This is a genomic window from Chitinophaga sp. sic0106 (assembly GCF_019219075.1).
Classification (GTDB): domain Bacteria; phylum Bacteroidota; class Bacteroidia; order Chitinophagales; family Chitinophagaceae; genus Chitinophaga.
In genome coordinates this window covers 18545-31793 of the sequence record NZ_JAHUWJ010000023.1, presented here as the reverse complement: position 1 = coordinate 31793, position 13249 = coordinate 18545, and the positions used below count along the sequence as shown (strand labels likewise).

Below are 13249 nucleotides of genomic sequence, written 5' to 3'. Positions count from 1 at the left end.
ACTCGGAATCAATACATAAACCCCATAAAATCACTATAGAATTATTTTATCCGGACTTAATGTTTTTTTCACACAATATAGCTTTGACAACCTCCAATGTTTGCGAAACATTTTAAAAATATCGCAACAAAATCCGCAAACAGCGGGCTGATTTCTAAATTTTAGTGGTACAACACTTATAAAATTAGATGATTTCAAAAATTACCTAGCTTTGCTTTTACACCAAAACAATCTTGCTTTTATGCAAATGAGTAGCGTAAGTAATCATTTAGCTGACTTACGGGAACTGGGCATAGAGAACGCTTCGAACGTATACTACCAGCTTTCACCTGAGAAGTTGGTTAAACAAACTGTAGAAAGAAACCAGGGCGTTTTATCCGACACGGGAGCACTTGCAGTTAACACCGGCGAATTCACCGGCCGCTCTCCTAAAGACAAATTCATTGTAAAGGACGACATCACAACGGACTCAGTAAACTGGAATGACTTCAACTTACCATTTACCACCGAAAATTTTGATCGCCTCTATGCAAAAGTAACGGCTTACTTTTCTGGGAAAGATGTGTGGGTACGTGATTGCTTTGCTTGTGCAGATAACAACTATCGCATGGGCGTAAGAGTGATCAGCGAACTGCCATGGTCCAGTCTTTTCGCTTACAACATGTTTCTGCGTCCTACAGCCGAAGAGCTGGAAGATATGCACAGTGACTGGACAGTGATACAGGCTCCCGGCTTCCTTGCTGATCCTGCCGTTGACGGCACCCGCCAGTCAAATTTTGCTGTTGTAAGCTTCACTAAAAAGGTAATCCTGATTGGTGGTACTGCCTACACCGGCGAAATCAAAAAGGGTATTTTCACCGTACTGAATTACATACTGCCGCACGACAAACAAGTGCTCAGCATGCACTGCTCTGCCAACCAGGGTACAGCAGGTGATACTGCTATCTTTTTTGGACTGAGTGGCACCGGAAAAACCACGCTTAGCGCAGATCCTAACCGTAAGCTCATTGGCGACGATGAACACGGCTGGACCAACACCGGCGTATTCAATTTCGAGGGTGGATGCTATGCAAAATGTATTGACCTGAGTGCAGAAAAAGAACCTGAAATCTTCCAGGCGGTACGCCCCGGCGCGCTGTTGGAAAATGTCACTTTCTTCCCAGGCACCAACACGGTGAATTATGCGGATAAATCCATCACGGAAAACACCCGTGTTTCCTACCCGCTCACCTACATCCCTAATGCGCTGGAACCTTCTGTAGGCGCGGTACCGAAGAATATTTTCTTCCTCACCGCCGACGCTTATGGCGTATTACCGCCTATCAGCCGCCTCACACCAGGCCAGGCCATGTACCAGTTCATTTCCGGCTATACCGCGAAGGTAGCAGGTACAGAAGCCGGGATAACTGAGCCCAAGTCAACTTTCTCTGCCTGCTTTGGTGCACCGTTCCTGCCACTTCACCCGGCGGAATATGCACGTATGCTCGGAGAAAAAATGCGTAAAAATCACGTGAACGTATGGCTGATTAATACCGGATGGACCGGAGGCCCTTATGGCACCGGCAGCCGTATTAAACTGGCATATACCCGCGCTATGATAGCTGCTGCCATCGACGGTAAACTGGATCATGCGAAATACCGCAACACTCCTGTGTTCGGCCTCGCCATTCCGGAAACCTGCCCTGGCGTACCTACCGATATCCTCGACCCACGCAACACCTGGGCCGATAAAAATGCATACGACGCGAAAGCGGCTAACCTGGCCAGCCAGTTCATCCGCAACTTCGAAAAATATGCTGATGCCGCTGATCAAGAAATTCTTGGCGCAGCTCCAAAAATTTAAATATATTGTGATCGAAAATTTAGCAAAAGTTTAATATTTATCATATTTTTCAGATTACTGACTTTTTGCTAACTGATAACCGTCTTTGTTTGCCTTATAATTTCCACTACAATCCAATCGGTTCGAAAGAGACTAATTACTTGTCTCCCGCAAAACAGGTTTCTCTTGTAACCTGTTTTGCAGAACCAGCAATATTTCTTATATAGGCACGCCTCGGGCGTGTCTTTTTGTTTTACCCGGTGAGAGATTAGACCTCAGGTTTAATCTCTCACTGGGTTTTCCACTCCACCGAAGGGGGAATGGAAAACCCAGAACGGAACAACATGCAGGAAATTGCAGGAAATTGCCAGAAACGTCCTAACTTTGCGCATGCAAATTTTAGACGGTAAACATGTATCTGCGGCTATCAAGGCCCAATTAGCCGCTTCCGTGGCTGAGTTAAAGGCAGCTGGCAAAAAGGTTCCTCACCTGGCTGCTATCCTGGTTGGTAACAATCCGGCCAGCGAAACTTACGTTGCCTCCAAAGTAAAGTCATGTGCAGAATGCGGTTACAACTCCACACTCCTGCGTTTCGATGCGCAAATTTCTGAGAAGCACCTGCTGGATCAGATCATCCTGCTCAACGAAAATCCGGATATCGACGGTATCCTGGTTCAGCTGCCTTTACCTAAGCACATCAGCGAAGAACTGGTGATCAACACCATCGATCCAAGCAAAGATGTGGATGGCTTCCATCCGATGAACGTAGGTAAAATGGTAAGCGGCCTGCCTACCTTTATACCTGCTACACCTTACGGTATCATGCTCCTCCTGGAACACTACAATGTGCCTACCAAAGGTAAACACGCCGTAGTAATAGGCCGTAGCCACATCGTAGGTACGCCGGTAAGCATCCTGCTGAGCCGTAACACCAACCCGGGCAACTGCACCGTTACACTCACCCACTCTCATACGCATAACCTCGCTGAAATCTGCCGCCAGGCTGATATCATCGTGGCCGCAATCGGTAAACCCGACTTTGTAACCGCCGATATGGTGAAAGAAGGCGCCGTAATCGTGGATGTGGGTATCAACCGCATTGAAGATGCCAGCAAGAAAAGCGGCTTCCGCCTTGTGGGAGATGTGAAATTCGATGAAGTAGCCCCTAAATCCAGCTATATCACGCCGGTACCAGGTGGTGTAGGTCCTATGACCATCGCCGCACTGCTGAAAAACACCTACCAGGCTTGCATCGGACAGAAAGGTAGTCAGAATTAACAGGTTCCCGTAAAAAATCGGACCTTTGCAGGGTTAGAACATGTCAGTACTTATTTCAAATAGCACCAGCACCCTGCCGGTAATGGAGCAATTCTACACCATCCAGGGAGAAGGGCTCTACCAGGGCAAGGCCGCCTATTTCATCCGCCTGGGCGGATGCGATGTGGGCTGCCATTGGTGCGACGTAAAAGAAAGCTGGGATGCGGACAAACATCCGCAACTCACCATCGATAGTATCGTGCAGGAAGCTGCCGCCAATCCCGGCCGTATCGCCGTGATCACCGGCGGAGAACCACTCATGCACCGCCTCGACGCACTTACCAAAGCCTTACACAAAAAAGGCTTCCGTACGCATATGGAAACGTCAGGCTCCTCCCCCCTCAGCGGCAGCTGGGACTGGATCACGCTCTCTCCTAAAAAGTTCAAAGCCCCTTTGCCTGAAGTATGCAAAGCCGCCCATGAACTGAAAGTGGTGATCTTCAATAAAACCGATTTCGCCTGGGCAGAAAAACACGCTGCCATGGTAGATAAAAACTGCAGACTTTACCTGCAACCGGAATGGAGCAAAAGTGCAGAAATGACACCGCTGATTATCGATTATATTAAAGATAACCCGCAGTGGCAACTCTCGCTCCAGATACATAAGTACATCAACGTACCTTAACCAGTTTACCAGTATTTTTTATATACGGGGAGATGTAAAAGCCGATGGCTTTACATCTCCCCGTAACCTTTTCAGCCACACCTGTCGAAGCGCCTCCGCTATGGCTGGCACGGCTGCTGAGACGGGAACCGCGTGCAGTCCAGGCAGCACCGCGCGGCTCCGTTCAATGACACCGAAGGTGGCATAAAAATAAACTCCTATCTTACACGTTGTATTACTACTATGAAACACACCTTGCTCATCTGCTGCGCCGCCCTGCTGCTCCTCAGCCCCCCGCTGCTGGCTCAGTTTGTAACGGCCGAAAACGCGCCAAAAAAGGCCAAAGCCAGTTTCGAAAAAGCCCAGGCGGCTATTGCTGTTTATAACACCAAAGAAGCCATCCCGCTGCTTAAAGAAGCCATCACCATCGCGCCCAACTTCCTCGATGCCTTCGGACAACTGGGAATGTGCTACATCGAAACCAAAGACTATAAGGCCGCTACGGAAGCATTTGTGAAATTCAAACAACTCGACAGCAGCAGCATGCGCATGATCATGCTACCATACTCCCGCGCACTGGCCGGTATGGGCGATTTCCAGGGCGCACTGCAGCTGGTAAATCAATATATGGCCAACGCCAAAGTAAGCAGCAGAAACGCCGAAAAGCTGAAAGCCAACTACACCTTTGCCGTTACCAACAGCGCAAAGCAAGTACCCTTCCAACCGCAAAACCTCGGCGATCATATTAATTCCAGGGATATGGAGTACTTTCCAAGTATCACCATCGACGGGCAAACACTCGTATACACCCGCCGCGTAAACGGCCGTAACGAGGACTTCTATATCAGCAAACGCGAAGGCAACAGCTGGGGACAATCGGCAGACATGGGCGCACCGGTCAATACCGCCTTTAACGAAGGCGCACAACACATCTCCCAGGATGGTACCATACTGCTGTATACAGGCTGTGATTTCCCGGAAGGAAAAGGGAGCTGCGACCTTTACATCTCCCAAAAAACACCCGAGGGCTGGACAACACCTAAAAACCTGGGCGCACCCATTAACACACGCGACTGGGAATCCCAACCCTCCCTCACCGCCGACAATCAAACCCTCTACTTTGCCCGCGAAACACCCGGTAACGGCGCCGATATCTTCGTATCACACCTCCAGGAAAATGGCCGCTGGAGCCCCCCCGAGAACCTCGGACCCGTGATCAACACCAAAGGAAAAGAAAGTACACCGTTTATTCACGCCGACGGACAAACGCTGTATTTCGCCTCTAACGGACATCCCGGATACGGCGGCCTCGACATGTATTACTCCCGCAAACAACCGGATGGCTCCTGGAGCACGCCCGTAAACCTGGGCTATCCCATCAATACCATCGACGAAGAAGGCTCACTCATCGTAGATGCGAACGGCACTACCGCCTACTACGCCTCCGATCGTGCGGATGGAAAGGGCACCCTGGATATTTACAGCTTTGAATTATATCCCGAAGCCAGGCCATTGCAAACGCTCTATGTGAAAGGATTTGTGTACGACAGCACCAGCCACGAGCGACTACAGGCTGCCGTGGACGTAATGGACTTGCAAGGCACTACTCCGGTAGCACGCCTCACCACGGATGCTGCCGGCAATTTCCTGGCACCACTGCCCGTAGGACGCGATTACGCTTTCCATGTGAATAAAAAAGGATACCTATTTTACTCTGACAATTTTTCATTAAAAGAACATAATCCCGGACAGCCCTTCGAGAAAAATATTCCGTTGCAACCCATCGCTGTGAATGCCAGCATCGTATTGCATAATATCTTTTTTGACAGTAAACAATATGAGCTGAAACCCGCGTCGCAACTGGAACTCGGAAAACTGGTGCGACTCATGAACGACAACCCCGGCATGAAGATCGAAATTGACGGACACACGGATAATGTGGGCAGCGATAAGGATAATCAGCTCCTGTCAGAAAACAGGGCGAAGTCGGTAGTAAACTACCTGCTGCAACAGGGCATTGCCGCTGAAAGACTCAGCAGCAAAGGTTTCGGTGAAACACAACCAGTCAACAGCAATGATACCGAAGCCGGAAGAGCAGAAAATAGAAGAACAGTATTTAAAGTACTTAGTTTATAAAAGCAAAAAACCGGAACAATACGTTCCGGTTTTTTTATAGGGCATAGGGAATTATATTACTCCCGATAAGTTACGCTCACAATTTTATCAAAGCCTGTATAGGATTTGTATAACGTAACAGCACCATCCAGGTTAGGTAAGGTATATAACTCCATTTTGCCGGAACCTGCCGGTGCAGCGGCATTGTAAGAGCAAACCATCAGTTTGGAACCATATACTTTATAACGTGTGTTGGAAAGTCCCTGCACTATTCGCTGGAATTTTAATACGGTAATAGCTTTATCGCCATAGTCTGCAATCATCACATTAGTTTTTCTGTCCGGCGTATACCTGTATACTTTTGAGCCAATGTTATAGCAGAGGTATCCTTCAACAGGATCCACGGCAAACTGGCTGGCGTTGGCAATGTTAGGCGCAAAATCAGAAATATTATCAAACGACAATGGTATAAAGGTGCTGTAGCCCACCTTGATCCTGGCCAGGAAAATAGCGCCACTGTTATGTTTAAACACGGCGTATACACGGCCGTCAATGGCAGTCGTATACGTCATGTACAACAACTCCATATCCATATGTGCCGGATCAAATAATGGTGGCACGCCCGGACTAGCATTGGAATTAGCGGCAATGGTGCTGTAGGTATTAGTGCCCCTGTGCTCCATGAATCTTTTGTTATCGGTATCGTATAACAACTCATAGTTTGGCACCTGCCCAGCCTCGGTAACAATCCAGCTGGAAATTTTAAAAGGTGTCTGATCCGACATTTTATTAATCCGGTTGCCAAAAGAAACGATACTGGTCGCATTTTCAAGGCTCAAATTCCCCAGGTTATCGTACATAAAAGCAATATTATCGACCCTACCGGTTGACTGCACGCTTAACGCGTAGTAAGGCGGTGGAAAGTAAGCCCCCATTGACTTTGATAATTCCTGATAATCGGAGAATTTGTTATTGCTTGTATTAAAAAGGATGGTCTGGTAATCTGTACTAACACCGATGGATTTTGAATAAGCAAGTGTAAACGGATTTCTTCTGTACCAATAGTTTAAGGCCACTGGCTTCCCTTTCAGCGGAGCCGCCTGTTGGGATGACAGGATATCACGGTAGTATTCAAATGAATCGGAGGCCTGCAAATAGTTCAGGTAATCCAGTCGCGCCGTACCATTTTCATCGTTGAGAACTGCCCAGCCATCAGCAAGGTTGGTAGATACTTTCAGCCAAGTGAGCGTATCCCAGGTTTGACCGGTGCTTCTTTCCGTGATCCTGTAATACAATTTATATTTCGCATCCTTTGCCGGCAGCGAAACAACCCAATCCAGGTTTTTTGTGGTATCTAATACCTTTCTGATAACCGGAATCGCAGTGACATCCAGGCTAAACCATTCATAACTGTACCTACTGGTGTCTTTCTCCATGGTAAAGGAGAGCACAGGATTGATTTGCAACAGGCTTCCCTGCCGCACTTCATAATCAGTATTGATACCACTGATGGTAGCGTTGTTGATGGTATGATAATCGTAATTCCCGAGGTCCTTCCGGCAGCCTGAAAATATAGCGACGGTAGCCATCACTACGAAAGTAAAAATATTTATATGGCGATACATATGATCCTTGTAAATGATGAATAATTATTTCGCACCTGTACCCATTTTCATGAGAGAACCATCGGCCTCCAATACGGGAGTCCCTTGTGCCTGCATCAATGTTAAGTAGGCTTTAAGTCCGCTGGCCCAGGCAATAATGCGATAGAGATTTCCATTGACCTGAGGCCAGTTGGAAGTGCCGGTTAATTCCGCTGCATCCGCGTTGTAGTAGGTGAGGATCAACTGGAACTTGAGCGTACTGAAAGTACCGAAATAGGTAGTGATCAGGGAATAATAGGTATTCCCCTGGCGCCACCAGGCAGGCGCTCCGGCAATATCATCTATCATTACCCGCATGCGGGTGTAATAGCGCTGAGGCGTGCTACTACCAGGCGTTACAATATTGTTATAATACTTCACCCCGAAATGCTCGTTCTCCCGGAGTTCCAGGTTGAGCATATAACCTTTGGTACGTAAGGCTGCAGCACGGTGCAGGTTGATCACCACCGTATCAGCCGTTTTCCCTGCCGGAATGGCCAGTGTTTTATTGGCAATACTGTACATTTCGCTGGTGGCAGTACTTGTATCTGCTATTTTAAGATTGTAGGGTCTGTCATAGTCTACAGGTGCCCCTAACATCCTTACCAGGATACGGACAGCAGTATCGCTGACACTTGATTTCAAATAACCAAAGGAGAAGGAAATATCGCCGGTGGAATCTACTTCCTGTATAGGGAAATATAAACTGGCGCCCGATTTCTCATTGTCATATACATCAATATCCTGCTTTTTACAGGCAAAAAAACCTGTTAGTAGCAGTATGGATAAAATTACTTTTTTCATGGTAGCAGTTTTTACCAGTGATTATCTTGGAGTAGTTTCAGATAATGGAATAGGAAGCGTGTATTTAACATCTGTCATGGTAATTGCTTTATTCGTATTACCAGCTATAATAGACCCGGCTTTTGTTCTCTTGTAGAAATAGAACAATTGCCCTTCCCCGATAAATTCCCTTCTGTATTCTTTCATGATAGCGGTGGTGACGTCTACAGCAGTAGCATTGTCGGCCAGGGCGCCAAAATTGCGTTTGATGCGCAATTCATTCAAATAGCCTCTTGCAGCGGCCAGATCCGGCTCACATTCCGCAGCAATCAGGTACATTTCCCCCATCCGTATCAGTGAAACGGTTCTGTTGGAAGCGAAGCCACTGGTATTGGTATCCTGGTATTTCACGAAAGTAGGAAAGGCTTTTGCTACAATCTTCCAGTTATATTGATAACGGTAATCACCGGATATACCTTCAAATACAGTCTGGTTAATAAATGCGCCACTACTTTCCGGCGCCAGTAGCTCCGTTCCATCCAATGTAGAAATGAAATTATTATTGAATACATCTAACAGTTTAGTGTATTCAAACCCCATGATCATTTCAGTCGCAAATATCTTATTGCAATATTCTGCATCTTTCAGATCATTGGTGGTGGTCCAGGGGAATTTGGATTGCTCAGCTATCAGGGCCTTTGCTGCGGCGAGTGCGGCAGGTTTATCCCCCATCCACATATACGCCCTGGCTTTCAGTGCCTTTACCGCATAGTAGTTCATACGGTAGTTTCGGGTAGTGCGGGGAAATTCCATGGTCGACTGACTTACCCTTGCCTGTTTCACAGCAGGATCTGATGCCAGTAATAACTGCTCAGCTTTAGTGAGGTCATCCAGGATAAACTGCATCACCTGTTTGGTAGGATAAAAAGGAGAAATATCGTTTGATACCTTCGTATAATATGGCATCAGTTGAATCATCGAATCCTGGGTGTATGCAGGTGTGAACATACGTACCAGGTCGAGGTAGTAGAAGGCACGGAGTCCGAGCGCTTCTCCTCTGTAAAGCTGCCGGTTGGCCGAATCCATTACGGCACCATATTTATCCACAGCGGCGATAAAATTGTTTAATCCGGCGATATTGGCGAACTGTTTAGTCCAGATTCTGTCTATTAAACCTTTCGCCACATCCTCACCATAGGCATGTGACGACATGGCATAATTCGGATTTTTATCACTGAAAGAAGCGCTGTATAACTGTGCCATGATATCCATAGTGGTCATGGTAAGTGCGCCGCCATATAAGGAAGCATCTGTATTCCCCAGGTAGAATCCATTGATGCTGGTTTCAAATCCCTGTTTAGAACTAAATAGCTGTTCTTCGAGAAATTTATCTTCCGGTTTTACGTCCATCCACTTTTTGCAGCCGGAAAGCAGCAATCCTGCTAACGCCAACGTATATATGTAAATTTTCATACTGTCAGTTTTAGGAATTATTTGAAAGTTGCTCTGAGACTGAAGGATACAGATCTCGCGAACGGATACTCAATTCCCCTTTCTCTTTTTATGGTGGAGATATAGAACAAATCATTGGTAAACGCGCTGAGGTTCAACGCGGCCAGACTTGCTTTACTCAGCCATGGTTTGTCCCTGAACTCATATCCTATGTTGAATGAAGACAGAGAAATGGTATTTTCATTTTGAATAAAGCGGGAGGAAATTGGCGTTGATTTGCTTTCTGCAATGCTCTTAAAAGCAACCATATCTCCCGGCTGCTTCCAGCGGTCATACAGTGCTCTTTTATCCTGGTTATTGGATAGCTGAGCGTAAGTGATATTTTCAACTTTGTTATACAGGACCGTATTGAACTGATCCTTGCTGTAGATATAGCTGAAGAAAATGCTGGCCCTGAAACCATAATAAGTCAATGAAGAGTTGAAAGCGCCCTGCGCTTTTGGATTAGTGGTTCCTACTCTTACCTGGTCAGTAGCATCATATACAAATGTTTGCTGGCCATCTTTGCGTAAAAACACTTCTCTGCCGGTTGCAGGATCAATGCCTTGCGACACTACTGCCCAGAGGTCATAAGAGCTGTAACCATCTCTATATCTTGTTAGTGAATTACTTTTTTGCAAGTCTTTGTTCAACCCTGCCAGCTTATTATTGAAGTTTTCGTAATGCTGTTTGAGTAAAGCACCGGTGATACCCACGGACCATGCTACATTAGGTTTGAAAATCGGGAATACGGTGGCCATGAATTCCCAGCCATTTACAACGGAGGTACCGGCGTTAAACGGATAATTGCTTAAGCCAGTGGAGGATGGCAACGTGATGGCCACCACCAATGGATCAGTCAATTTACGATAACCATTTACCTGGAGTTTTACTTTGCCTTTGAGCAGGTCTGCATCCAGGCCAAAGCTGGTTTGTAAAGTGTTTTGCCATTTCAGGTCCGGAGCACCTAAAGCGCTGAGGTATACACCCTGCCCAAATCCGTTGATAGCCGAATAGTATTTAAATACTGATTCACTTACATTACCAAAATTTTGGTTGCCGGTAAGTCCAACGTTTCCGCGTAAACGCAGGTTATCGAATATGCCAAGTGATTTAATAAACTTTTCCTTATGCAGGTTCCAGCTACCTCCTACAGAATAGTATGGCTGATAGCGTTTATTGGAACCAAAGGCGGTAGAGCCATCAAAGCTGGCGTTGAGATCTACGTTATACCTGCCATCAAAGGAGTAGTTCACAGAGCCGATGAAAGAGTTTCTTCTGATTACACTGTTGGCGACATTAGGTACACCGCTTTGTTCGTAACCATACGCAAAAGCGGGGTTACCGTTACTGATATTAGGGAAACCTATCGCCTTATATCCGTTGGCACTGTTTCTGTTTTCAGCGGCTTCGGCGCGCGCATAGGCGGTAAGCGAGTGGCGCTGTGCCAGCATTTGAGAATAGGTGGCACTTACGTTGGCATTATAAGAGAATGGCGTTTGACGGGCAAAAGTGTAGGAGCCTCGCAGCATTGGGTCCTGCTGCGTAAGGTATTGGGTATTTAAGGCAGATATGAATGTCGAGGATTCTGTCATTGCTTTCTGCACCTGCCCATTACCCTGTATTCTGAAGTGTTTGCTTACATCGATATTTACCTGGAAATTATCAGTAATCGTATAGCCGTTACCTTTATCATAACTACCTAATCCTGCGTTATAGTAAGGATTCATGATATTCCTGTCCATAGGGGTGTACCCTGTCCGGATTTTTTCCAGGTATGGTGTGGAATTATCCGAAGGGATTTCATAGTAAGGATTGGCGTTTGCCCAGGTGGCGAAGCTGCCATAGGGAGAGTTGGCCAGGTTATTACCACTCACGTAGGCCATATTACCGATCCTGATACGGTCAGTATTATAGAACAGGTTCAGGGTAACACCCCAGTCGTTATGTTTGGAACCTATCATGGTACCGGAGTTAGCGCGATAGTTGAACCCTACTTCATATTGGAATATTGCATCTCCACCAGAAGCATTCACGGCATGTCGCTGTGTAATACCTGTTTGCAGGGGTTTATCTAACCAATAAGTATTTACACCACGCAATACGTTTCTAAGATGTGCATTGTAAATGGTATCCAGGTATACCTGGTACTGTGGGTTGTTGGCTCTTTCGACGTAAGCACCGGCCAGTTTCTCAAACTGAAGTTTTTCACTCGCATTCATCATGTTATAGGAAGAAAGGTCCGGCATTTCCACCTGCAGGTCGGCGGTGTAGTTTACCCGCAGTCTGCCTGGAACTGGTTTCTTGGTTTCTACTACTATTACTCCGTTGGAAGCTCTGGAACCATATATTGCTGTGGAAGCGGCATCTTTGAGAATGGTAACAGAAGCTACGAGGTTGATATCCAGATCTACGATGGTTTGTAAGGTTGTTTCAAAACCATTCAGTATAAATAGCGGCTGATTGGGGTCGTTGGAAAAACGATCCCGTATACCTGCACTGCTGATGCTGGTTTGACCACGCAGCTCAATTGTTGGTAAAACGTTAGGATTAGAGCCTGCCAGGTTATTCTCTATCTGTACGAAGGAAGGGTCCAGTAATTTGAGGCTGGAAACGATGTCCTGATTATTGACAGTTTTCAGTTGATCACCCGTAAAAGAAGCAGTTGCACCGGTGAAGCTTTCTTTTTTACGCACCATCATACCAGTTATAACCACATCTTTGATGTTTTGCTGATCATCCTGTAATACTACGTTGATGGTGGAGGTGGTTTTAGCTATTATTTCGTGCGACTTGTAACCGACATATGAAAACACCAGTACATCTCCTTCCATACATTTCAGCGAGTAATTACCTTTGGCATCTGATACAGCAAAATGATCTTTTTTACCTTTTATATATACCGTGGCACCCGGCAGATTATTGCCTGCCGCATCTGAGATTTTACCGGATATAACAATCGGGAGCGCTATGGCCCATACCGGAACATTATCGGCTAACATCGTTTTACGCATAAGGACAATATTTTGCCCATCAATGCGATAGTTCAGCGGTTGATTGGCGAATACCTGATCCAGAAAGGATCTTAGCGGCATACCTTCTGCCTTCACTGTTACCCCTCTGGTATTTTCCAGTAAAGCTTTATTGTAGAACACTACGTATCCTGTCTGCTTTTCTATGGCAGAGAAAATTGTTTTCAGCGATACCCCTTTTGCGGAGACCGTCACTGACTGAGAAAAGGTAGTCGCATATACATGCAGCAGCGAAAAGCACATTATAATAGCGGTAAGCTTCATCACCAACAAGTAATGTTTTAGAGCGCCGTTCTGGCGTAGCCAGCGTATAAATCCCGGCCACAAAACCGTAGAACGGTTTGCAGATTTTTGCATAATTTTGGTTGGGTTTTGGTTTTAAAATGTTGTTGTATACGACGATTTTCCAGCTGGAACTTATGCCGGAAGCGAGGGTCGAAGT

8 protein-coding genes are annotated in these 13249 nt (G+C 46.3%); 4 read left to right on the top strand and 4 right to left on the bottom strand.

Features of this window, described 5'->3' with window-relative positions:
* Nucleotides 1–241: 241 nt before the first annotated feature.
* The 4 genes from pckA (at nucleotide 242) to KW844_RS25040 (ending at nucleotide 5879) form a co-directional block, all read left to right on the top strand.
* Nucleotides 242–1843, top strand: a complete 1602-nt coding sequence (gene pckA / locus KW844_RS25055) for a phosphoenolpyruvate carboxykinase (ATP) (protein ID WP_218379534.1) — start codon at nucleotides 242–244, stop codon at nucleotides 1841–1843.
* A gap of 369 nt (nucleotides 1844–2212) precedes the next feature.
* Nucleotides 2213–3100 (top strand): bifunctional methylenetetrahydrofolate dehydrogenase/methenyltetrahydrofolate cyclohydrolase FolD, encoded by an 888-nt coding sequence (gene folD / locus KW844_RS25050; RefSeq protein WP_218379533.1) that lies wholly within the window; start codon nucleotides 2213–2215, stop codon nucleotides 3098–3100.
* A 40-nt stretch (nucleotides 3101–3140) separates the two neighbouring features.
* Nucleotides 3141–3764 carry a 7-carboxy-7-deazaguanine synthase QueE gene (locus KW844_RS25045; RefSeq protein WP_255578620.1) on the top strand — a complete coding sequence of 208 codons (624 nt, stop codon included), beginning with the start codon at nucleotides 3141–3143 and terminating at the stop codon, nucleotides 3762–3764.
* A gap of 222 nt (nucleotides 3765–3986) precedes the next feature.
* Nucleotides 3987–5879 (top strand): OmpA family protein, encoded by a 1893-nt coding sequence (locus tag KW844_RS25040; protein WP_218379532.1) that lies wholly within the window; start codon nucleotides 3987–3989, stop codon nucleotides 5877–5879.
* A gap of 56 nt (nucleotides 5880–5935) precedes the next feature.
* On the opposite strand, the gene KW844_RS25035 is transcribed toward KW844_RS25040, so the two are convergent.
* From KW844_RS25035 to KW844_RS25020, 4 genes are read right to left on the bottom strand one after another with little or no spacing between them, the layout of a single operon-like run.
* The gene (locus KW844_RS25035) at nucleotides 5936–7483 is read right to left on the bottom strand and encodes a PKD-like family lipoprotein (RefSeq protein WP_218379531.1); all 1548 of its coding nucleotides are present in this window, start codon (nucleotides 7481–7483) and stop codon (nucleotides 5936–5938) included.
* A gap of 24 nt (nucleotides 7484–7507) precedes the next feature.
* Nucleotides 7508–8305: a DUF4843 domain-containing protein gene (locus tag KW844_RS25030; protein ID WP_218379530.1), complete on the bottom strand. Its 798-nt coding sequence runs from the start codon at nucleotides 8303–8305 to the stop codon at nucleotides 7508–7510.
* Between the two features lie 21 nt (nucleotides 8306–8326).
* Nucleotides 8327–9757 carry a RagB/SusD family nutrient uptake outer membrane protein gene (locus KW844_RS25025; protein WP_218379529.1) on the bottom strand — a complete coding sequence of 477 codons (1431 nt, stop codon included), beginning with the start codon at nucleotides 9755–9757 and terminating at the stop codon, nucleotides 8327–8329.
* Between the two features lie 17 nt (nucleotides 9758–9774).
* A complete protein-coding gene (locus KW844_RS25020; RefSeq protein ID WP_218379528.1) occupies nucleotides 9775–13164 on the bottom strand; it encodes a SusC/RagA family TonB-linked outer membrane protein in 3390 nt (1129 codons plus the stop codon).
* Nucleotides 13165–13249: the final 85 nt, after the last annotated feature.

Coding starts and splice junctions, on each gene's coding strand:
- pckA (WP_218379534.1), top strand. CDS start 242: ATGCAAATGAGTAGCGTAAGTAATCATTTAGCTGACTTACGGGAACTG.
- folD (WP_218379533.1), top strand. CDS start 2,213: ATGCAAATTTTAGACGGTAAACATGTATCTGCGGCTATCAAGGCCCAA.
- KW844_RS25045 (WP_255578620.1), top strand. CDS start 3,141: ATGTCAGTACTTATTTCAAATAGCACCAGCACCCTGCCGGTAATGGAG.
- KW844_RS25040 (WP_218379532.1), top strand. CDS start 3,987: ATGAAACACACCTTGCTCATCTGCTGCGCCGCCCTGCTGCTCCTCAGC.
- KW844_RS25035 (WP_218379531.1), bottom strand. CDS start 7,483: ATGTATCGCCATATAAATATTTTTACTTTCGTAGTGATGGCTACCGTC.
- KW844_RS25030 (WP_218379530.1), bottom strand. CDS start 8,305: ATGAAAAAAGTAATTTTATCCATACTGCTACTAACAGGTTTTTTTGCC.
- KW844_RS25025 (WP_218379529.1), bottom strand. CDS start 9,757: ATGAAAATTTACATATATACGTTGGCGTTAGCAGGATTGCTGCTTTCC.
- KW844_RS25020 (WP_218379528.1), bottom strand. CDS start 13,164: ATGCAAAAATCTGCAAACCGTTCTACGGTTTTGTGGCCGGGATTTATA.